17 protein-coding genes are annotated in these 22596 nt (G+C 34.2%); 5 read left to right on the forward strand and 12 right to left on the reverse strand.

Annotated elements, in window-relative coordinates:
• The first annotated feature begins 204 nt into the window (after window positions 1–204).
• Complete coding sequence (locus tag RC62_RS00070) at window positions 205–1227, forward strand: LacI family DNA-binding transcriptional regulator (protein ID WP_055091380.1); 1023 nt, start codon at window positions 205–207, stop codon at window positions 1225–1227.
• Window positions 1228–1409: 182 nt separating this feature from the next.
• On the opposite strand, the gene RC62_RS00075 is transcribed toward RC62_RS00070, so the two are convergent.
• The 9 genes from RC62_RS00075 to RC62_RS00115 all read right to left on the reverse strand — a co-directional run bounded on the left by RC62_RS00075 (window position 1410) and on the right by RC62_RS00115 (window position 12628).
• Window positions 1410–3032 carry a UxaA family hydrolase gene (locus RC62_RS00075; RefSeq protein WP_055091382.1) on the reverse strand — a complete coding sequence of 541 codons (1623 nt, stop codon included), beginning with the start codon at window positions 3030–3032 and terminating at the stop codon, window positions 1410–1412.
• Between the two features lie 2 nt (window positions 3033–3034).
• Window positions 3035–4498, reverse strand: coding sequence for a tagaturonate reductase (locus RC62_RS00080; RefSeq protein WP_055091384.1), 1464 nt, complete (start codon window positions 4496–4498; stop codon window positions 3035–3037).
• Window positions 4499–4723: 225 nt separating this feature from the next.
• Window positions 4724–5392: a bifunctional 4-hydroxy-2-oxoglutarate aldolase/2-dehydro-3-deoxy-phosphogluconate aldolase gene (locus RC62_RS00085; protein WP_055091386.1), complete on the reverse strand. Its 669-nt coding sequence runs from the start codon at window positions 5390–5392 to the stop codon at window positions 4724–4726.
• 11 nt (window positions 5393–5403) lie between these two features.
• Window positions 5404–6426 (reverse strand): sugar kinase, encoded by a 1023-nt coding sequence (locus RC62_RS00090; RefSeq protein ID WP_055091388.1) that lies wholly within the window; start codon window positions 6424–6426, stop codon window positions 5404–5406.
• Window positions 6427–6619: 193 nt separating this feature from the next.
• Entirely contained in the window at window positions 6620–8026 is a 1407-nt protein-coding gene (uxaC, locus tag RC62_RS00095) for a glucuronate isomerase (RefSeq protein WP_055091389.1), read from the reverse strand.
• A 22-nt stretch (window positions 8027–8048) separates the two neighbouring features.
• Window positions 8049–8840 carry a gluconate 5-dehydrogenase gene (locus RC62_RS00100; RefSeq protein WP_055091391.1) on the reverse strand — a complete coding sequence of 264 codons (792 nt, stop codon included), beginning with the start codon at window positions 8838–8840 and terminating at the stop codon, window positions 8049–8051.
• A gap of 5 nt (window positions 8841–8845) precedes the next feature.
• On the reverse strand, window positions 8846–9685 hold the full coding sequence (gene kduI, locus RC62_RS00105) for a 5-dehydro-4-deoxy-D-glucuronate isomerase (protein ID WP_082421182.1): 840 nt from the start codon (window positions 9683–9685) through the stop codon (window positions 8846–8848).
• Between the two features lie 98 nt (window positions 9686–9783).
• Window positions 9784–11100, reverse strand: coding sequence for an MFS transporter (locus RC62_RS00110; protein ID WP_055091395.1), 1317 nt, complete (start codon window positions 11098–11100; stop codon window positions 9784–9786).
• A gap of 58 nt (window positions 11101–11158) precedes the next feature.
• Window positions 11159–12628, reverse strand: a complete 1470-nt coding sequence (locus RC62_RS00115) for an MFS transporter (protein ID WP_055091397.1) — start codon at window positions 12626–12628, stop codon at window positions 11159–11161.
• A 442-nt stretch (window positions 12629–13070) separates the two neighbouring features.
• Between RC62_RS00115 and RC62_RS00120 the strand changes: the two genes are divergently transcribed.
• A complete protein-coding gene (locus tag RC62_RS00120; protein WP_055091399.1) occupies window positions 13071–14012 on the forward strand; it encodes an alpha/beta hydrolase in 942 nt (313 codons plus the stop codon).
• An 89-nt stretch (window positions 14013–14101) separates the two neighbouring features.
• Here the strand turns inward: RC62_RS00120 and RC62_RS00125 are convergent, their stop codons facing one another.
• From RC62_RS00125 to RC62_RS00135, 3 genes are all read right to left on the reverse strand, one after another.
• Window positions 14102–15532 (reverse strand): PepSY-associated TM helix domain-containing protein, encoded by a 1431-nt coding sequence (locus RC62_RS00125; protein ID WP_055091401.1) that lies wholly within the window; start codon window positions 15530–15532, stop codon window positions 14102–14104.
• Window positions 15533–15606: 74 nt separating this feature from the next.
• Entirely contained in the window at window positions 15607–16842 is a 1236-nt protein-coding gene (locus RC62_RS00130; protein ID WP_055091403.1) for a DUF4374 domain-containing protein, read from the reverse strand.
• Window positions 16843–16865: 23 nt separating this feature from the next.
• Window positions 16866–19259: a TonB-dependent receptor gene (locus tag RC62_RS00135; protein ID WP_055091406.1), complete on the reverse strand. Its 2394-nt coding sequence runs from the start codon at window positions 19257–19259 to the stop codon at window positions 16866–16868.
• 107 nt (window positions 19260–19366) lie between these two features.
• Between RC62_RS00135 and RC62_RS00140 the strand changes: the two genes are divergently transcribed.
• From RC62_RS00140 to RC62_RS00150, 3 genes are all read left to right on the forward strand, one after another.
• Window positions 19367–20398 carry a helix-turn-helix domain-containing protein gene (locus tag RC62_RS00140; RefSeq protein ID WP_055091409.1) on the forward strand — a complete coding sequence of 344 codons (1032 nt, stop codon included), beginning with the start codon at window positions 19367–19369 and terminating at the stop codon, window positions 20396–20398.
• A gap of 933 nt (window positions 20399–21331) precedes the next feature.
• Window positions 21332–21646 carry a hypothetical protein gene (locus RC62_RS00145; protein ID WP_055091411.1) on the forward strand — a complete coding sequence of 105 codons (315 nt, stop codon included), beginning with the start codon at window positions 21332–21334 and terminating at the stop codon, window positions 21644–21646.
• A 229-nt stretch (window positions 21647–21875) separates the two neighbouring features.
• A complete protein-coding gene (locus RC62_RS00150) occupies window positions 21876–22565 on the forward strand; it encodes a hydrolase (protein WP_055091413.1) in 690 nt (229 codons plus the stop codon).
• Window positions 22566–22596: the final 31 nt, after the last annotated feature.

The raw sequence follows: 22596 nt of genomic DNA on the forward strand, positions 1-22596 counted from the left end.
ACACCAAATTTATTTAGAAAAAAATTATATATTTAATTTTTATTAGGAAATATAATTACACTTAATGTAAAAAAACATATAATTTATTATCATTGTAGAGACGAAAACGTTTTAATTATAAATTATGGTAATCGATAACAATTTGTGTAACGTTATAAAAAAAAATGTATTTTTGTCTAGAATTTAACTGAAAAACCTATATTAATGAGCGAAAAAATAACCATTTACGATATTGCTGAAAAATTAAATATCACTGCTGCTACGGTTTCCAGGGCTTTAAATAATAATCCTAAGATAAAAGAGAGCACGCGTGAGTTGGTTATTAAAACTGCGGCTGCAATGAATTATAAGCAAAACAAACTTGCTTTAGCATTAAAAAGCGGTCGAAGTAATAATATAGGTGTTATTGTTCCCCGTATCGACAGCAATTTCTTTGCATCTGTCATTAGAGGTATTGAAGAAGAGCTTCATCCACATGGTTATCAGGTAATTATTTGCCAGACCCATGAAAGTCCAAAAAGAGAAAACGAAAATTTATATACACTAATAGACGCACAAGTTGATGGAATCCTAATGTCGGTTACCGATGTTACTAATGAAAATGATGGTGCTTTTAGAAATGTTTTGGAAAAAAATGTTCCTTTAATATTTTTTGACCGTAGCAAACATATTGATGGCGTTAGCTCCGTAACAATCAACGACTTTAAAGGTGGATACCTTACTACAAAACATTTAATCAATGAAGGCTGCAGGTGTATAGCCCATTTATCAGGAGATCAGTCTCTTGAGATTTTCAAGAACAGGTTTTTAGGATACAAACAGGCTTTACTCGACAACGGAATGATTTTTAAAGAAGAATACGTGATTCCGGTAAAAAGTATGGTAGAAGCCGGAAAAGAAGCTGTTGACATTTTATTACAATTGGAAACCCCACCGGATGCCATATTTTCTTCAAGTGATTTTGCTGCTTTGGGTGCTATTCAGGAATTGAAAGAAAGAAATATAAGTATTCCGAAAGATTTTTGTGTAGCAGGTTTCAGTAATGAGCCTTTTACCAAATTCATGGAATTATCAATTACTTCTGTAGACCAGTCACCGCTTGAAATGGGAAAAATGTCTGCTCGTGTTTTTCTGGAACAGGTAGACAAAACCGATACTATTAAAATCGAAAAAAAGGTAGTTCTTGCTCCTGAATTACACATTCGTAAATCATCATCAAAGAACTAGCTATTAGTTTTTTTTTTAAACCATATAAGTGATATAAGTTCATTTTAGGTTTGCGGATAATTTATTATTGTAAATATGATTTAAAATAAAAATGCAGTTCTTGAAAGAACTGCATTTTTTTTATTTCTTACTTAATAGTACCTCTAAACTGAAATAAACTATATCACTTATATGGTAAAAAACTATAAAGAAACTCCTCTTTTCCAAGGAATAAAGTCATTTTGATTTAAGATTGCAGCTTTGGTTTTGATTGTACCACTTGCAACTTCTATAATGAATTCTAACATTTCATCAGCCATTTCATCGATTGATTTTTCTCCGGTGATAATTCCGCCAGTATCAATATCGATAATATCCGACATTTTGTTTGCTAACTGAGTGTTTGATGAAATCTTCACTACAGGGGCAATTGGGTTTCCTGTTGGAGTCCCCAGACCTGTTGTAAACAATACCATATTTGCACCAGAACCTACCATTGCAGTTGTACATTCAACATCGTTTCCAGGGGTACACAACAATGTAAAGCCTGGTTCGTTAATATATTCCCCATAATCGAAAACACCTGTAATTGGCGAAGTCCCACCTTTTTTAGCAGCACCCGCCGATTTCATTGCATCTGTAATCAAACCGTCTTTAATGTTCCCCGGAGACGGATTCATATCAAATCCTGAACCTGCATCTACAACTGTTTTTTCGTACCATTGCATTAAGTCTAAGAAACGTTTTCCGTCCTTATCATCTACACAACGATTTACCAATTCCTGTTCTACTCCGCATAATTCAGGAAATTCAGAAAGAATTGTAGTTCCTCCTAAAGCAACTAAATGATCCGATAACACTCCCAATGTTGGATTAGCAGAAATTCCAGAGAATCCGTCAGATCCACCACATTCCAATCCAATTCTTAATTTAGATAATGGAGCCGGTTCTCTCTTTATTTCATTCGCTTTTTTAATCGCTTCAAAAGTATCTTTTACAACACTGCTAAGCATTGTTTCGATAGTTCCTATTTGTTGCTGATCGTAAATTAAAACAGGCTTTTTACTGTCTGGATTAATGGCATCTAAAGCATCTTTAAAGATCTGAATTTGTAAATTCTGGCATCCTAAACTCAATACCGTTGCTCCGGCCACGTTAGGATTATTTACATAACCGGCCAATAATTTAGCCAGACTATGAGAATCCTGACGAATACCGCCACAACCGCCTTGATGCGTGATGAATTTTACTTCGATATTATTGAATAAATTAGCATCATTAGAAGCAGCTTCATTACCCGCACCGCCAGTTTCTGTTTTTACCAAAGAACGAAGCAATAATTGATAATCGTTCTCTTTAGGTTTCATTAATTCTTTCTCGAAGATATCTTTCAAGATTTCGATATTTCTGTTTTCACAAAATACCAGCGGAAAAAACAACCATACATTTTCAGTTCCTACCTGTCCGTCTTCTCTATGATAACCCTGCCATGTTCTGTCTTTCCATTTATCAATATTTGGCGCATTCCAGCCAATAGTTTCCGTTTTACCGGTTACTTTATCACTTTCGTGTTTTACGTTTGAAGTAGAAAGCAATCCTCCTCTTTCGATTCTTGCACTGGCTTTACCTACTAAAACACCATACATAATAATCCTGTCCCCTACATTAAAAGGAACCATTGCGATTTTATGTTTCATTTTTACATCAGTCTCAACAGTGACATCTTCACCTTCAAAGTTAATCACCTCACCTGCCGAAAGATTCACCAAAGCTACTGCTACGTTATCAGTAGGATGAACTTTTATTAATTTTTTTTGCGTTGCCATAACTAAGCTTTCTGTGTTGTTGTATTTATTTGTTTTTGAAAATTGGCAAAACCATTTTCTATACCATTTGCATCAATTTCTTCTAAAGCAATTGTAATCGCTTTTGTTAATCCCTGAATTTCAGTTAAATCTTCATCCCAGAAACTTTTGTTTTGCAATGTAAGTCTAGCTATTTTTTCATAATCATCTGATTTCCATAAACCATCAAAAAACGAAACAATATCTTCATTATCTTTTACCGGTAAACTCTGACCATCCCATGTTCCTTTGTAGAAACGAATTAAACTCGCTAATGAAAAAGTCAAATTAACAGGCAGTTTTTTGTTAGCTTTATAATATCCTAATAAACTAGGTAAAACTCTTACTTTGAATTTCGAGACAGAATTTAATGCAATATCAGCAAGTGCATGTTTGATAAACGGATTTTTAAATCGGTCCATTACCTCCTCAGTATAGGCCGTAATTTCATTTTTGTCCATATCCAGCGTTTCACTAATTTCACTAATAACGCTATTTACAAATTTTCCGGTAAAATCTCCGTTAACAGTTTCCATTACTAATTTGTTGCCATACAAAAGTGAAAAAGGAACCATTGCCGTATGCGCACCGTTTAAAATACGAACTTTAATCATTTTAAAAGGACGTATATCATCAACGATTTTTACATTCAAATCTGTTTTATGAAAAGGCAATTTTGCTTTTAAAGCGTCTCCACCTTCAATAGCCCACAGGAAAAAAGGTTCAGCAGCAACAATTAAATTATCCTGATAATCTAATTTATTATTGTATTCTTCAATTTCAGCTCTTGGATATCCAGGAACAATTCTGTCAACCAAAGTACTGTGATACGTACAAGCATCTGATACCCAAGTTTTAAATGCATCTTCTAACTTCCATGTATCGCAATATTGCAAAATATATTTTTTCAGCGTCTCTGAGTTATAATCAATCAATTCACAAGGAATGATTGTTACTCCTTTAGAAGCATCTCCATTAAAATGTTTAAATCTTTCATATAATAAAACCGTCAGCTTTGCAGGAAATGACACGGGCGGCTGCATGTCCGGAGTATCACTTTCAATGAATTCAATTCCAGCTTCAGTAGTATTAGAAACAATAAACTGAAGTTCTTCTTCTTTGGCTAAGGCCAAATAATTTGCAAATTCAGTGTATGGGTTTATAGTCTTTACAATATTAGTAATTAACTCAATATCTTGTATCTTTTCGCCTTTTTTAATTCCGTTCATAAACAAAGTATAAAGACCGTCCTGATCATTGATCAGGTTTACCATACCATCTTTCAAGGGTTGAACTATTGCAATACCGGCATTAAAATCAACTTCTTTATTTAGTTTGTGAAAAGCGTAGTCAACAAAAGCTCTTAAAAAGTTACCTTCTCCAAACTGAACGACCTTAATTGGCTGTAACGTTTCTAATCCTGTATTTATTCTATTTAATTTTTTCATCTTAAAATTTCTTTAAACCGTTATAAATAATCACATTTAAATACCTTATTTTTTCTTTTGAAACTTCTTCAAACTTGTAAAAGAAACATTACACTTGTGTGAGGAAAATAAATCTTGCTGTGAGGAATGACAAGTTTAATTTTGCAAGCGTAATGCTCAATTACAATTTCTAAAATCTAAAAAAAACGCAATCTTAAATAAGGAATTGGCATGATTACTCCTTATTTATTTTCTAATATTTTTTATAATGTCAAGAACGCTACTTACTTTGTTTTTTAAACCTTCAAAATCCTGATTGTCCAGTATATCTTTAGAAATTAACTGTGACCCAATCCCTACACAGGTTGCACCTGCATTGATCCATGAAGTCAGGCTTTCCAGAGTTGGCAAAACGCCTCCTGTTGGCATAATATTCGTCCATGGGCAAGGTCCTTTTATGGCTTTTATAAACTCCGGTCCATAAATATCACCCGGGAATAATTTAACTATTTCGCAACCTAATTCTTCCGCTCTTGCAATTTCTGTAAGTGTTCCGCAACCTGGTGACCACAGCACTTTACGACGATTACAAGCTATTGCGATATCTTCTCTAAAAACCGGAGTTACAATAAAATTAGCTCCTAAACTCATGTATAATGAAGCTGCTGCAGCATCTGTTATTGAACCTACTCCCAACATCATTCCCGGTAATTCTGCCAGAGCATACTTATTTAATGCTCCAAAAACTTCATGGGCAAAATAGCCTCTGCTTGTAAATTCCATTAATCGTGAACCGCCATCATAACAAGCTTTTAATACTTTCTTGCTTATTTCGATATCTGAATGAAAAAACAACGGAACCATTCCGTTTTCTTTCATTTGCAATGCCACTTCAATTCTTGAATATTTTGCCATATTTATATTAATTATCTAGACACTAATGCAGAACCATCACCATCTATCATATTTTCAACTTCTTTTAAAGTAACCAGATTATAATCTCCTGCAATCGTGTGTTTTAAGCAACAAGCAGCTACTGCAAAATCAAGAGCTCTCTGGTTATTATTTTCATATTGCTGCAATCCGTAAATTAGTCCTCCCATAAAAGCATCACCGCTTCCTACACGATCGACAACCGGCGTAACTTCTTTTACGGCAGCCTGATAAATAGCTTTTCCGTCGAACAAAATACCTCCAATCCTTTGATGAGAAGCACTTACAGAATAACGTAATGTAGTGGCTACTGTTTTAAGGTTAGGAATCAATTCAAACAATTTAGTATATAAAACAGGTAAAGATTTCTCATCCTGATAATTAGGATTCACTTTTGGAATTCCCATCATAAAATAAGCAGTATCAATATCTCCTAAGATAACATTGCTGTATTTTAGCATTTCCGGCATAACATCACTTGGCGTTTTGCCATATTGCCACAATTTTGATCTGTAGTTTAAGTCGCATGAAATGGTAATTCCAAGTTTATGCGCTACTTTAATCGCTTCTAAACAGGCTTCGGCAGCACTTTGAGAAATTGCCGGCGTAATACCGCTCCAATGAAACCAGCTTGCACCTTCCAGCACTTTTTCCCAGTCGATAGTACCTTTCTGGATCGTTGCCATAGAACTGTGCGCACGATCGTAAACAACATTGCTGCCACGTGTTCCTGCACCGGTTTCAAGAAAATAAATTCCTAAACGTTCGCCTCCATAAACTATGTTTTTAGACTCTACGTTCATTTTTCGCATTTCTTTTAATGCCGAAGCACCAATTTCATTATCTGGTAATCTTGTTACAAATTCTGCATTTAAACCATAATTTGCCAAAGACACACATACATTAAATTCACCTCCTCCATAAGAAGCTCCAAATGCTTTAGCTTGTGAAAAACGCAAGTGCCTCTCTGTAGAAAGACGCAACATGATTTCTCCGAATGCAACTACTTTACTCATATTGTTATATTGTTTACCAGTAAAAGATTTATTTTTTTATCATTAAGAGATTAAGAAAATTAAGCTCAGTATATTAATGGTTATTTTTTTGCCACAGATTCTATGATTAAAAAGATTATAAGCCTTATTACTAAAACCCTCTTCTTTCCTCTTTATTCTATGTTCTCTATTCTTTGCTCTCTTCTCTGTGCTCTTAAAACTTGAAATATTCTTTTGCGTTGTTATATGAAATATCAGAAACCAGTTTCCCAATCCATTCCATATCATTTGGCAATTCACCGCGTTTGATTTCATCTCCTAAAAGATTACATAAAATACGTCTGAAATATTCATGTCTTGGGAAAGAAAGGAAACTTCTTGAATCTGTCAGCATTCCTACGAAACAGCTAATTAACCCCATGTTCGAAAGTGCATTTAACTGTTTGGTCATTCCGTCTTTTTGATCTAAAAACCACCAACCTGAACCAAACTGTACTTTTCCGCGAACGCTTCCGTCATTGAAATTTCCAATCATGGTTGCCATTACTTCATTATCAGCAGGATTTAAGTTATAAATGATTGTTTTAGTCAATTTATCTTTACTGTCCAAAGCATTTAAGAAACTTGATAATTTTTGCGCCTGAGGATAATCTCCAATAGAATCCCAACCTGTATCAGGTCCTAAAATTCTGTGCATACGGGCATTATTATTTCTTAAGGCACCTAAATGAAATTGTTGTATCCAGCCAAACTGATGATAAGTCTCAGACAAGAATAACAATATGGCACTCTGGAATTTTAATGCCTCTTCAGGGCTTATAATTCTGTTTTCTCTTTTCTTTTTGAAAATCGCATTTACTTCACTTTCTGTAAATTCTTCAAAATAAATCTGATCTAAACCGTGATCACTTAATTTGCAACCGTGTTGGTTAAAGAATTCAATTCTGTTTTTTAATGCACTGCATAAATCTGCATAAGTATTAATTGCAACTCCGGACACATCCCCTAATGTGTCCAGATATGCATTATAACCATCATTAGAAATAAGGATGGCTTTATCAGGTCTGAAAGCCGTACTCATTTTAGTCCCAATTGGATTTTTTGTCAGTTTCTGGTGAAACTCCAAACTATCAATAGGGTCTTCTGTAGTACAAACTAATTCAGCGTTTACTTTTTTAAGAAGGTTTTGTGTACTGTAAGCCTGAGAATTAATTTTCTCTGTAGTTTCGATATAAATTTTCTCTGCAGATTTTTCATTCAGCAGATCATAAATATCAAAATAACGCGCTAATTCTAAGTGTGTCCAGTGATACAAAGGATTACGCATCGTATACGGAACTGTTTTTGCCCAGTTTAAGAATTTATCTTTATCAGAACCATTTCCGGTTACAAATTGCTCATTTATTCCTAATGTACGCATTGCACGCCATTTGTAGTGATCACCGTTGATCCAAACCTGAGTGATATTGTCAAAAATTTTATCTTCGGCAATAAACTGAGGATTCAGGTGATTGTGATAATCAATTATTGGTTGATTTTTAGAGTAATTATGGTATAACTCTTCCGCGAATTTATTTTCAAGTAAAAAGTTATCGTTTATGAATGTTTGATTTGCGCTCATGTCTTTTTAATATAATTGAGAATTATGCTTCGTTTGATGGCTTACCAATTGTAGCCAGGATTCCTCCATCTACATATAAAATATGACCATTAACAAAGTCACTTGCTTTTGAAGATAAAAATATTGCAGCTCCGGCTAAATCACCTGGATCTCCCCATTTTGCTGCCGGAGTACGGCTAATGATAAAATCATTAAAAGGATGTCCGTCTACTCTGATAGGTTTTGTTTGTTCTGTAGCAAAATATCCAGGTCCAATTCCGTTGATCTGAACGTTGTATTTTGCCCATTCTGTAGCCATATTTTTGGTCAGCATTTTCAATCCGCCTTTCGCAGCAGCATATGCACCAACCGTATTACGGCCCAGTTCGCTCATCATTGAGCAAATGTTGATTATTTTTCCTTGTCTTCTTTCAATCATTCCTTTTGCAACATGCTTAGAAACAATAAAAGGACTTACTAAATCAATATCAATTACTTCTTTAAAGTCAGCAACTTCCATTTCGATTAACGGAATTCTTTTGATAATTCCTGCGTTGTTGATCAAGATAGTAATTGGTCCAACTTCACTTTCAATTTTCTTCACAGCAGCAATAACTTCCTGCTCATCCGTTACATTAAATTTATAACCAACAGCATTAATTCCTTCATTTTGAAGTTCTTTTACTGCATCATCAATTTTTTGCTGAGATGAATTTCCGTTTACAACAATTGTTGCTCCGGCCTGACCCAATCCTTTTGCCATTGCCATTCCCAGTCCATGCGTACTTCCTGTAATCAGGGCAATTTTTCCTTTTATATCAAATAAGTTTGTCATGGTTCTTATCTTAAATCTGTAATTTTACAAACATCCATATCTCCGTAATCTAAATTCTCACCAGCCATTCCCCAGATAAAAGTATAATTACTCGTTCCTGAACCTGAGTGAATCGACCATGGCGGAGAAATAACTGCCTGATGGTTGTTCATCCAGATATGTCTTGTCTCCTGTGGCTGTCCCATAAAATGACAAACGGCCTGATTTTCCGGAATATCTAAATAGAAATAAACTTCCATACGACGATCGTGTACGTGTGCCGGCATAGTATTCCAGACACTTCCGGTTCTTAATTCCGTCATTCCCATTTGCAATTGGCAAGTTGTAACAACGCTGCCAATAATCATTTGGTTTACCGTACGGTGATTGGCTGTTTCTACTGTACCCAATTCTAATTTATTTGCTTCTGGAAGACTCACTTTTACCGTTGGGTATGTAGTGTGTGCCGGTGCAGAGTTGATATAATACTTAGCAGGATTATTACTGTCATTACTTTTAAAGATCACTTCTTTATTGCCGCTTCCGATGTATAAAGCATCTTTGAATCCTAACTCATAAGTTGTTCCTTCAACAACTACAGAACCGCTTCCTCCAACATTGATAATCCCTATTTCTCTTCTTTCTAAAAAATATGGCGCTTTAAGCGGATCGATACTTTCTAATGTTAAATCTCCTTTTACCGGAACCGCAGATCCTGCAATGTATCTGTCATAATGAGAGTATGTTAACACAATCTCATCTTCCTGCATTAAATCATCAATTAAGAATTCATTTCGTAATTCCTGAGTATCATATTTTTTTACAGCTTCCGGGCTTGACGCGTATCTTGAACTATATTTTGTCATAATTTTTAATTTAATGTAATCGATTGCACAAAATTAGATTTTTATCTTTAAAAACCATAATTGAAACCAAAATTTATTTTATTTTTAAGATATAAAGTTTACAATTCTACCTTTTTCATTCTTGGAACTAAAATATGCATGATGAGCCATGCCAGTAAATAAGCTGCTCCGCAAATACAAAACATGATGAAATATCCTGTTTCTATTTTACCTATTCTGGTATAATAAACGAACATATTTTTTTGTACTACCAGAGTCAGCAAAATACCTCCAAGAGCTCCAAACATTCCACCTATTCCGGTTACGGATGCAGTCGCTTTTTTAGGAAACATATCAGACACTGTTGTAAAAATATTAGCGCTCCATGCCTGATGTGCAGAAACTGCAAAACCAATAACTAAAATTGCCCACCACATATTTATTGCCCCTAAATATTGAGAAAATAAAACCGGCAAAACCGCAAATGCATACAGCAGCATACTTGTTTTTCGTGCCTTATAAGCCGGCCAATTGTTGTTTATTAGTTTTAAAGGCAACCAGCCTCCGCCAATGCTTCCTACACTTCCTATGACATAAACCAACGCACAAGGCCAGATAATTTCTGTAGCAGTCAGTTTATATTGTTTCATCAGGAAATCCGGCAACCAGAATAAATAAAACCACCAAACCGGATCTGTCAATAATTTACCAATGGCAAAAGCCCAGGTTTGACGAAACGAAAGCAATTTTATCCAGGAGACTTTTTCAGTATCTTCAACTTCTTCTTTTACAACCTGATCAGCCGTAATATATTCCAATTCTGCCTGAGACAAACGTTTTTGCTTTTGAGGCACTTCATAAAAAAGAAACCATAAAGCCAGCCACACAAAACCAACAATTCCGGTAAGGATAAAAGCCCATTGCCATCCATAATTTTCTGCTATAAAAGGAACAGATAACGGCACAATAATGGCCCCGATATTACTTCCTGAATTAAAAATTCCGGTTGCTAATGCTCTTTCTTTTTGCGGAAACCATTCGGCTGTTGCTTTTATAGCCGCAGGAAAATTTCCTGCTTCGGTAATTCCTAAAAATACACGTGCTATTAAAAAACCTCCTGTTCCGGTTGCAAATGCGTGACCAATGGCAGCTAAACTCCACAAACCGGTTGCAATTGCATATCCTAATTTTGTTCCTAATTTATCAATAATCCCACCTGCAACAAGCATTCCCATTGCATATGCAATTTTAAAAGCCAACTCAATATTCGAATAATCAATCACTTCTTGTTCCGGCGTCCAGTGAAAAGCTTCTGCTAAAAAAGGACGCAGGTAACTTATTACATTTCGATCCAGATAATTAACAGTGGTTGCAAAAAATACTAAACTACAAATAGTCCAGCGGTATTTACCGATTGCTGCATTAGCTTGATTCATGATGTTGGTTGGTTTTTGGTTGGGTTAGTTAGTTGGTGGTATTATTGCATTATAAATATTAAAGATTAGTAATTGGACTGTATTTAGGCACTAATGTTTTCATTACGATCCAGCCTGTTAAATAACAAACGGCACAGATAGAGAAAATGATAAAATATCCGGCTTCAATTCCGTGAAAGCCCATAAATGACATATTGGTTTCTTTGGCATGGTCAAACAATACTCCTGAACCTTTATTGATGATGGTAGATCCTACACCTCCGGCAAGACCACCAATTCCTGTAATTGTTGCAATTGCTTTTTTAGGAAACATATCTCCAACAGTCGTAAAGATATTTGCTGACCACGATTGATGCGCCGCTCCTGCAATACCAATGATAATTACCGGAATCCAGTAACTTATATATCCTAACGGTTGTGCTATTAAGGCTAATAATGGGAAGAAGGCAAAAATTAACATCGCTCTCATTCTTCCTTCATAAGGGTTCATTCCTTTTTTCTCTACAAAATAAGTTGGAAGCCAGCCTCCAATTATAGAAAGTAGTGTAATCATATATAACACAAACAATGGCAAAGCGGCCTGAGTAGAATCCATTCCGTAAACAGAACTTAAATACGCCGGAGTCCAGAACAAAAAGAACCACCAAACACCATCTGTCATAAATTTACCAAAAGCAAAAGCCCAGGTTTGTTTGTATTTAAAGCACTCTACAAAAGATACTTTAGTAGTAGTTTCAGGTATATAACCTACTAATTTACTATCTGCAACATCATCTTGTCGAATATATTCTAATTCTTCAGGACTAACTTTTGGGTGACGTTCCGGTTTATCATACATAAAAATCCAAAAACCCATCCATACAAAACCTAAAGCCCCAATGATAATAAAAGACATTTCCCATCCGAAGGATTTAGCAATAAATGGAATCGATATAGGGGCTGCCAATGCTCCAACAGTTGCACCTGCATTAAAAATACTAGTCGAAAAAGCCCTATCTTTTTTAGGAAAATATTCTGCTGTGGTTTTAATCGCTGCCGGAAAGTTCCCTGCCTCACCTACTGCCAGAACAAAACGGGCAAAAATGAATAATGTAACACTTACATTAATTACCATTCCGGTATCCTGAACAAGATCAATTGCGTCTTTTGCACCTTCAAAACCTACAAACCAGTTTCCTGTAATGATACCGGCAGTTGCAATACCACAAAATGCATGGAGACAAGCTCCTAAAGACCATATACCTATTGCCCAAAGAAATCCTTTTTTAGTATCTAACCAGTCTACAAATCGACCGGCAAACAATAAAGAAACAGCATAAAAAATAGAGAATAATGCTGTAATATTTCCGTAATCATTATTTGTCCAATGAAATTCAGGCGCAATAAAATCACTCCATGTCAAGGAAAGAACCTGTCTGTCTAAGTAATTAATAGTTGTTGCAAAAAATAATAATGCGCAAATACTCCATCGATAGGTTCCGGTAGATTTCTTGTTTTGGCTGATAACTGCGTCTGGTGGTTGGTTCATAGTAAAGGTGATTATAAATTGATATTTTTTTGGTCATTTAACTCGTTAATCAAAACCCAATACAAAGACATTAAAATCAATGCATTAAATACAACAAATCAAATTAATGTAATCGATTGCACAAATATAGTTTTTAATCTTTATATTCCAAATAAATTGTAAAAAAAATTATTTTAACCTCTTAAATAAACACATCAAGTAAAAAAACTAATACAAAATTACACATTAAACAATATATTTGTTAAAAGCTATCATGCGAAATTTGTCCTTATTTAGGGGTAAAATTGTACTGAAACCAACACTTTCAAATGCATAATCAATGCTCCATTCTTTTGAAAATAAAAATGGCGTTTTAACCTTATTTAACTACTCAATCAATAAAAAAGTTCTATTTTTGGAAGTCTGTCCTAAAAAAATAATATTCAACTAATTCATTATAAAATTGAAAACTTTAAAAAATTACCACTGGAACAAAGCATTATTAATTCTTGCATTATTTATAGGAATTACAATTCAGGCACAAACTCAAAACCAGATCATTCCGCTTTGGGATAAAATCCCCGGCGAAATAAAAGCATCTGATTATAAGGAAAACGAAAGCATTACTGATGGTAAAGTACAAAGCACAAGTTTAGTTACAATACCTACTTTAAGTGTCTTTTTACCGGCACAAAGCAAACCCAATCAGGCTGCAGTTCTTATTTTCCCGGGAGGAGGATATCAACATCTTGCTATTGATAAAGAAGGCACAAAAGTCGCCCAATGGTTTAACAGTTTAGGAATCGCAGCTTTTGTGGTAAAATACAGACTGCCGAGCGATAAAATCATGAAAAATAAAAATATTGGCCCATTACAGGATGCTCAGGAAGCAGTGCGTTATGTGAGACAAAATGCCGCAAAATTTAATATTGATCCCACTAAAATTGGTATTATGGGATTCTCTGCCGGAGGACATTTAGCATCGACTTTGTCCACTCATTACGATGACAAAGTTTATGAAGCATCTAAAATAAGTGCACGTCCGGATTTTTCACTTTTGATTTATCCAGTAATATCCATGCAAAATGACATTACACACAAAGGATCGCAAGTGAGCTTATTGGGCAATAAACCTTCTTCGGAATTATTGGATTCATTTTCTAACGAGAAAAGAGTTACCGCTCAGACTCCACCAACATTTTTAGTACATGCTACAGATGATACAGTTGTTTTACCTGAAAACAGTATTAATTTTTATTTGGCACTTAAAAAAAATGCAGTTCCGGCTGAATTACATATCTATGAAAAAGGCGGACACGGTTTTGGTTTAGGAGTAAAAGACACCAGTAAATTCTGGACGAGAGATTGCGAAGAATGGCTTAGAACTCACGGTTATCTTTTATAAAAACAGTAAACGAAAAAGGCGAAACTAATAAAGTTTCGCCTTTTTAATTAACATCAAAAAAAAATCAAAAACAGTATCTTATAAGATATTTAAAGAGATAATTCCTTTTCAGGAACTGCTTTAGGTTTTATAACAGGAGTTCTTTTTGCAGGAACTTTTGAAGATGTAGCCGGTTTTTTTCCAAATTTCTGTTTTCCCCACCAAATTAAAAATCCGGTAATAGGCAAACTAGCAGAAATTAAACTGGCAAAAAATGCCATAAACTTTCCAGTAAGTCCCAAAACACTTCCTACGTGAATATCGTAATTCATTCTTCGAATTTTATCCGGAATATTCGCTTCTATATATTTACCCGAAAATGGTGTTTTTATCGAAATTTCTTTAAGTGTTTGCTGATCAAAACTGTAACGGTCCATATTATAGAACGTATTTTTTTGTTTGTAAACAAATGCGCCAATAACGTCTGCCGGTTTCTCCGGTACAGTCACTAAAATTCCTGCAGCCTGAGGGTTTTCTTTTGTGATATTCAACAAAACTTTATCGACCGTAGATAATTCAAAGGTTTTAACATGAGTTGTGTCAGATTTTGGAGATTCCCTGCTTTCAACTAAAGGTTTTCCTCCGGATGTTACCCAATATAAAGATTTACTCCACCAGCCAAAACTCCAGACTAAACCTGTAAAAGAGATGAACAAAAGAAAAATCATACTATAAAAACCAAGTACATTATGCATATCATAATTAACGCGCTTAAAACTTGCAGACCATTTGATTTTAAAACTTTTATCCCTAATTGATTTGATCCATTTTACAGGCCACCACAAAACTATTCCAGATATTAATAAGAAAACAAAAATTAGGATTGCCACACCCACAATTGGTCGACCAATATCATAAGGCAGCCACAAAGCACGGTGACCATTTAAGATAAATCTAAAAAAATCAGGAGAATCACTTCTTGAAACTGATTTTACATTTAATACCTCACCCGTATAAGGATTCATGTAAACGCTGGTAAAAATACCGCCTCTTCTGTTTTTTGATTTTTCTTCTTTACCTTTTTCTTTCCCTTTACCCTGTCCTTTTTCGGGTGATTTTGTTTTATCGCTTTGGGCAAGATTTTGTTTTCTTTGTTTACCTTCTCCTGTTTTACCAGAATTTTTGCCCTCTTTATCTTTACCACCTTCCTTTTTCTGAGTAAAATAACCCACAATAGCAGCGTCGTCTTTGGCTCCAAAAGTAACACTTGTTGCATGTTTGCCTTTCATGGTTTTATCAGCAATTGTAATTAATTGCGACGGCAGTAAAAAAGCTTTTTCCTGAGGTTCTACAAAACGCCAGTCTTCAATAAAATCTTTAATTTCATTTTCAAAAACATAAATGCAACCTGTTACACTCACAATAACAACAATAATTCCGGATGCCAAACCAAGCCATAAATGCAGCCAGGCCATGACGCGCTTAAAAAGCGATTTTTTACTTTTTTTCTTATTAGGATTTGATTTTGATGAAGAAAACATATTTTGTAGCGTATAAAAGATAAATAAAAAAACCGCAGGCCCCGAAAGGCCTACGGCTCAAAAGAAACCAATTTTTAATATTTTAATTTTGCAATTGCAGTGATTTGACCGCCTTCAACTTTCATACCTTTTGTAGCTACACCAGTTGTACCATTAATAGTATAAATCCAGTTTCCTTCAGGAGTATTGATCCCTACAACAGCAGAATTACCATCTTCAGAAACAAGATTATATCTGTTTACTGTTGTAAAACTAATTTCTAAAGGCGCATCTTTTACCCATGTAAAGGTTTGTGCATACACATCAGCAACTGCAAGTTTTGCCGCTCCTTTATTGGTTCCCGGAGTACCATACATTTGCAATAAAACTTTTCCTTTAGAAATGTAGCTTGATGAGGCAATTTTATATCCACCTGATTTTTCTTCTACATTAAAGAAATAGGTTTTATCAAATTCTGTAGTCCCTTTTTTAATTTTCACTACTGCAGATGGTTTAGTAGACGTTAAAACCGAATTACTGGTTGCTGCAGCACTGGAGAATCCGTAAGCATCTCCATTTTCATCCTGATAAAGACCATTTGTAAAATAAGCCCCTAAATAACTTGTACGGTTATCTTTGATTACTTTTTCTAATTTAAGTTCCGGATAATTGTATACCGCAACCCATGTACTATCCGGATTTACTGTACCAAAATTATCAACTCCGTCACCTTTTATACTCATATACGGCATAAATACTTTATCACCAACCTGAGTTGCCCAGGTAAAAAACGCTCTTTCGCCGTTTCCTGCCAATTTTTTAGTGTCTTGTTGTGCTTCGCCGGTAATTAATGATTTTTCGGCATCGATTTTATACATAGAAGCAATAGAAGCAGCACCGCTTCTTGGTACTTTAATCGTTAATATATCTTTGTTTACAGCCGCAAAAACGTGCACTGTTTCTGCCTGAAAATCTGATTTCTTAACCAGTTTTCCTTCAGTAGTTAAGTTATAAGTCGTTACAGCTCCCGGATTTCCTTGTCCGTATAATAAACTAAAAAAGTTGTTTTGAGCCGTAATATAATAGCGATATGAACCATCTTGCTCAATTCCGTTTCCTGTTGTAGTAATTGATCCTTTAGAAATATCATCAGTCGTCAATAAATAATCTGCAATTCCTGCTGCTCCTGTAGTGGCTGTAATGATATATTTTGTTTTTCCTGTATCAACTCCTCCACCTGTTTCATTTCCTGATTTATCAGAATCGCTGCTGCAAGAGAATGTTGTAAATGCGACCAAAGCTAATAAAGCTAATTTGCTATTTTTTTTCATGTTATTGTGTATTTGTATTTAAATTAATTATGTGATTTGGTAAAAAAATATCTGAATTTTATATAGAATGCTCTACTTGGTTTTTGAAGCGAAAAATTATCATAAAGCTTATTATCCAATAGATTTTTACATTCTAAAGCAATATTGTATTTTCCGTTTGCCAGTGTATAAACAGCATTTATATCGTGACTGAATTGCTGCGGAATTTCTAATTTACTATCCTTGCTTCCCATACTTGGCCAAGACAAATAGTAGGTGTGCACGTATAATAAATTGTAGCCAACAGATAGATTATTTCCTTTTTTTATAAGATCATTAAAAAACACAGTCGCATCGGCATTACCAAAAAGGAAAGGCATATTAGGCACTCTGTCTTTGTAAAAAGGAGAAACATAATTTTGATTCGGTTCATATTCAGTCATATTTCGAATATTTTGATACGTTGCATTCAATCCCGCCGTAAATCTCGTTTTGTACGAATATCGAATCTCTCCATCTATACCATAATTAGTAACCTTGCCCTGATTAACATTGGTAGTCATGGTTTGATTATTATTAAGTGTTGGACGAATAAAATCAGTCGCATTTCTATGCAAAAGATTGACATCAAACGATAAAGCGTTTACTTTATTAAAGCTCGTCTGATAACTTGCACCTACATTAAAGTTGTTACTGGTTTCAGGTTTTAAGGCAAGATTTCCTTCTAAATTATCATTTACATTTCCAAAAATTTCTTCTGGAGTTGGCAATCGGTAACTCTTTTCGAATGAAGCTTTTAGTTGTAGATTATGCCTTAAGTAATAACTCGTTGCTGCGCCATAACCGGTAGTTGTCGTATGATCTACATATTGTTGGTACGCAATATCTCCTGCATTTCCAGACGGATTATAACTTCTGGAATAAGTGGTTTTTAAGGAATAGTCTTTTAAGAATACAGAAGTACTCCATTTTTCATTATAATCAAATTTATATCCCATTCCTAAAACGTTCTTTTGCGTTTTTTTAGGCTGTTTATAAACTAATGATTCCGGAACCAGCTCATCACTTTCCTTACGATCAAAAGTCGTAAAAGTGTTGTTAAGCATAAAAGAGTGTCTTTCTCCCAAAGCATAAGTAGCATTAGCTGTTGTTACACCATTATTGTTTTTAAATTTTCGCAGTGTACGACTTCTCTCCCCGCCTAAACCTGCATATTCTCTATAATCGCCAAACCAATTGTATCTTCTGTAAACTGTATCTACATTTTGTTCTTCACCAAAGTTGAAATTTCCGGTAAGATTCAAATTAAGGCCTTTTGTAAACAGATCTTTTACCTGATATTTTAAAGTTGGCATCAAAATGTTTCCTTTTCGATACACCTGTCCAAATACACTTACCATTCTGGCCCCGGTCTGGATATCGGCTTTATTTTCTCCGGCTGTAAAACCGAATAATAATTTATCTGCATATTTTTTTCCTGTCAGACCAATATTCACAATCACAGTTTCGTTTCGGTATTTATCATGAAACCTTTTTACACGCTGATTAGGAAAATAAGCCCCTGTATTCAAATCGGCTACGTCTACATTTACCCAATAATTGTTATCAGAATAATTCTGAAAAGCATTGATTTCAGTAGTAAAACCACTTTTAGAAGTATATCCTGCGTTTATACTGCTTCGATGTGTATTAAATGATCCAAAAGAATATGACGCATCTACAAAAGTTCTTGGTTTGCTGTTGGTAACAATATTTACTGCTCCGCCCAGCGCATCGCCGCCTAACCATATGGGCACAACTCCTTTGTAAACTTCTACACGATCTGCAAGATTTATGGGAATATTATTCATTTGAAACGACGATCCAAAATTATCCATAGGCACTCCGTCAATAAACACCTTTACCTGATTACCCTGAAAACCATTAATAGAAAGTTCAGATCTTGAACCTACACCTCCCGCTTCACGAACACGAACTCCGGAAACCCTGTCTAAGGCATGCGCCAGATCTAATGTAGAATTATGCAGTTTTTTAGCATCAATTGCAGTTACGCTATACGATTGTTTATTTACTTTATCTGTTTGCGAACGTCCTAAAACGGTTATGTTTTCCAGCTCATTTAATTCGCTTTCTAACTGAAATGAAAAATTTGAATCACGATCAGAAACTTCGACATGTTTTTTTTGAGTTGCAAAACCAATTGCCGTAATTTTTAAAGTGTACTTTCCTGGTGTTATATTTTTAAAAACAAACTTTCCGTTTTCATCTGCAATCATGCTTAAATCAGTTTTTTCAATTGCAACTGAAGCATAAGGAATTGTTTGTCCGGAATTTTCGATAACCTGTCCTGAAACTGAAACTCCTTGATTTTGCTGAGAAAATGATACCAACGAAAAGAGAAAAAATATACTAAAAAATAAAAATTTGTGAGTTGTCATATCTTTAATTAGACTAATTATAAATAACTTTGCCGCAAAAGTACCATCAACAACTTGAAAAAAGATAGGGAAAAACGGATTATTATTTTGTAAAAACGGATTATATTTTGAAAATCAGATCGAAAATTTTAGCACACGAAAACTCAATTATCAAAATTGAAATTGGCGATAATTATTACTCTAAAAATCAATTGACAGCAGAAAGTATCAATATAAAAAACAGTGATTCTGAAATTATAAAAAGCAGCCATCTTATTACTCAAGGAATGGTTATACTTGATACTCAGATGTATTTTTCGACCCCGCAAACCATTGTATTCGAAATTGACGAAGAAACTGTAGTCATGAATTTTATTTGCTGTAACAATGTCGAAGCGCATATCGATCAATTAGAATCTGAAAAATATTCTAAAGAAAATACACACAATATATTTTATACCACAAACTATAAAGCCACTTTTAAAATTCCGGCTTTTGAGCAGATTAATTATTTGTCAATTATATTATCAAAAGACTTTTATTATCAGATCATCAATGAAGATTGGGAACTTCATGAAAAATTCTCCAAAAATATCCTGCTTAAGAAATCGAGTTATCTTACTTCAAAATACCTCCCGTTTACTCCTGCAATTCAATGGGTTATTCATGAAATTAAAAATTGTAACCGCAATGGTGCCTTAAAAAAAATGTATATCGAGACAAAAGTAAAAGAGCTTTTAGTACATCAACTTGAAGCAATAATCAATTTGCCTGTGCAAAAAGATCAAATAGATGAAGATGATTACAATAAATTACAACAGGCAAAACTCATATTAGACGAAGATTATGTTCATGCCCCTACACTGGCAGAACTTTCAAGATTGATTTCGCTGAATGAATTCAAACTTAAAAAAGGATTTAAAGCCTGTTTTGGTACTACTGTAAAAAGCTACATTATAAAACTCAGAATGGAGCATGCAAAAGAGTTATTCAAGAGCAAAGCATCGACTGTGAGCGAAGTTGCTTATAAATGCGGCTATAAAGATGTGTCGCATTTTTCAGCAGCTTTTAAAAATTTCTATGGTTTTTCTCCTCAAAAATTCAAGATCAATTGGGATTATATTAATTTCTGGATCACAGGACTTTTATTATTAAGCTAATAAAAAAAGGGTTTTTAGATCCAGTTTTAACAACCAAACCTAAAAACCCGATAAAAATTAGACTATTGTATGCTTGCAAACTTATACAAAGGTATTCACCCTAAAATGAATATGTCAAACTTTCATTGTAAAAAAAAATTGTTTCTCCAAAAACAGTTGCACATAGAGAATCTGAAAATGATATTCAAAAAGGTAAAAACATCATCTACATCGATTTCTATGATGCAAAACTACTTTCTACTTTAGAAAAATCATTACGGCTTTCCTCATTCCCGGCATCTTTTTTTTCTTATTTATAATCATTCAAGCTTAATTTACTGTGTTATATTACGTTACGTTTTACTTTTAAAGTAACTTTAATGTTAAGTTTTTTATTTACTTAAATTTCATGGCATATTATTTACAAAAATCACCACATCGCTTCTTTCTTATTCTAGATTAAGTCAAAAACTTTTGGTTACACCATACATTTGTCAAACAAATTAATAGTTCTTTAAAAAAACTGAAAAATTAAAAAAGGCAGTCACAAGAAAATTAGAAACTTTTTTTCTTGTCCTGGATTAAGTGAAGACTTTTTAATTAACCAATAGATTTGTCAAACAAATTAATAGTTCATTAAAAAACTGAAAATTAAAAAAGTAATGACTCAGAAATTAGAAACTTTTTTCTTGTCCTGGATTAAGTGAAGATCTTTTAATTAACTAATACATTTGTCAAACAAATTAATGGTTCATTAAAAACCTGAAAATTAAAAAAGCAACGACTCAGAAAATTAGAAACTTTTTTCTTGTCCTAGATTAAGTGATGACTTTTTAATTAACTAATACATTTGTAAAACAAATTACAAGTTCTGACAAAACTGAAAATTAAAATCTAAAAAAACTTAGAAACTTAGTAACTCAGCATCTTAGCAACTTTAAACAAAAAACGATTATGAAAACTCTTGAATTCTTATTACTCGGAAAAAACGAAGCGATCCTGGCCATTTTGCTTCGACTTGTAAACGCAAATGAAGATTGGAATGCTGTTGCTTTCGATCACGAGAATGAAGCTCAGGAATATTTTCAAAATCACAAAATCGACATTGTTCTCCTAAGTTCCGGAATCGAAGATCATGTCGAAAAAAAGTTCACTTCTTTTTGTTTAGAACAACAACCCGAAGTCGAAGTAATTGAACATTTTGGAGGAGGAAGCGGTTTATTAAAATCAGAAATCCTGCACCGATTACATCTAAAAGGAAAAATTTAGGTACCAAAGTTTTCCTTTTTAAAATTCATCAAAAGCTTTAAAATAACTCATTCACGAATATCCAATAACAAATTGACGATATATCGTTAGGACTTTTATTGTCTTTTTTGAAAAACCCTTTAAAACCAACACATTACAAACAAGGCATTTTATTTGAATGCAAAACATTGAGAATCAAACATAAAATAATTTTAAAAAAACCTTTTATTCACAACAAAAATAAATTATCATGAAAAAAATACTTTTAACAGCAGCATTATTATTTGTAACTTTTATAGGATTCGCTCAAAAACCAAGTCCGGCGCAATTAGATCCTTTCAACCATACGCTGGTTCTTATTGATTACGAAAGCCAAATGGCATTTGCAGTAAACAACATTCCAATCGATCAGCTTCGCAACAACACCGCTTTAGTTGCCGGCGCTTCAAAAATATTCAAGGTTCCTACAATTGTAACAACCGTTGCCGAAAAATCATTTAGCGGACCTGTTTTTCGTGAAATCGAAGAATTTTACCCAAAAGCAACTTCAAACTACATAGATCGTACTTCAATGAATACCTGGGAAGATGTTCCTGCTCATAAAGCAATAGTGGCAAAAGGCAAAAAGAAATTAGTTTTTGCAGGTTTATGGACAAGCGTTTGTATCGTAGGACCAGCATTATCAGCAATCAACGAAGGTTATGACGTTTATGTAATTACAGATGCAAGCGGTGATGTTTCTAAAGAAGCACACGAAATGGCAGTAACACGTATGGTTCAGGCTGGTGCTCACCCAGTAACTTCATTACAATATTTATTAGAATTACAACGCGACTGGGCTCGTCAGGAAACTTATGTACCTGTAACAGATTTAGTTAAAAAATATGGTGGTGCTTACGGTGTTGGTGTTCAATATGCACACGAAATGCTAAAACACTAAATCAAATTGACGCAGATAAAACAGATTAGCT

Origin of the sequence: Flavobacterium aquidurense (assembly GCF_001404985.1) — a bacterium.
GTDB classification, from domain to species: Bacteria; Bacteroidota; Bacteroidia; order Flavobacteriales; family Flavobacteriaceae; genus Flavobacterium; species Flavobacterium aquidurense_B.

Excerpts from the sequence above, each read along its gene's own strand:
- kduI (WP_082421182.1), bottom strand. The coding sequence starts at position 9,685 with ATGACAAAATATAGTTCAAGATACGCGTCAAGCCCGGAAGCTGTAAAA.
- RC62_RS00075 (WP_055091382.1), bottom strand. The coding sequence starts at position 3,032 with ATGGCAACGCAAAAAAAATTAATAAAAGTTCATCCTACTGATAACGTA.
- RC62_RS00090 (WP_055091388.1), bottom strand. The coding sequence starts at position 6,426 with ATGAGTAAAGTAGTTGCATTCGGAGAAATCATGTTGCGTCTTTCTACA.
- RC62_RS00070 (WP_055091380.1), top strand. The coding sequence starts at position 205 with ATGAGCGAAAAAATAACCATTTACGATATTGCTGAAAAATTAAATATC.
- RC62_RS00080 (WP_055091384.1), bottom strand. The coding sequence starts at position 4,498 with ATGAAAAAATTAAATAGAATAAATACAGGATTAGAAACGTTACAGCCA.
- RC62_RS00130 (WP_055091403.1), bottom strand. The coding sequence starts at position 16,842 with ATGAAAAAAAATAGCAAATTAGCTTTATTAGCTTTGGTCGCATTTACA.
- RC62_RS00110 (WP_055091395.1), bottom strand. The coding sequence starts at position 11,100 with ATGAATCAAGCTAATGCAGCAATCGGTAAATACCGCTGGACTATTTGT.
- uxaC (WP_055091389.1), bottom strand. The coding sequence starts at position 8,026 with ATGAGCGCAAATCAAACATTCATAAACGATAACTTTTTACTTGAAAAT.
- RC62_RS00085 (WP_055091386.1), bottom strand. The coding sequence starts at position 5,392 with ATGGCAAAATATTCAAGAATTGAAGTGGCATTGCAAATGAAAGAAAAC.
- RC62_RS00150 (WP_055091413.1), top strand. The coding sequence starts at position 21,876 with ATGAAAAAAATACTTTTAACAGCAGCATTATTATTTGTAACTTTTATA.
- RC62_RS00115 (WP_055091397.1), bottom strand. The coding sequence starts at position 12,628 with ATGAACCAACCACCAGACGCAGTTATCAGCCAAAACAAGAAATCTACC.
- RC62_RS00135 (WP_055091406.1), bottom strand. The coding sequence starts at position 19,259 with ATGACAACTCACAAATTTTTATTTTTTAGTATATTTTTTCTCTTTTCG.
- RC62_RS00100 (WP_055091391.1), bottom strand. The coding sequence starts at position 8,840 with ATGACAAACTTATTTGATATAAAAGGAAAAATTGCCCTGATTACAGGA.
- RC62_RS00145 (WP_055091411.1), top strand. The coding sequence starts at position 21,332 with ATGAAAACTCTTGAATTCTTATTACTCGGAAAAAACGAAGCGATCCTG.
- RC62_RS00125 (WP_055091401.1), bottom strand. The coding sequence starts at position 15,532 with ATGTTTTCTTCATCAAAATCAAATCCTAATAAGAAAAAAAGTAAAAAA.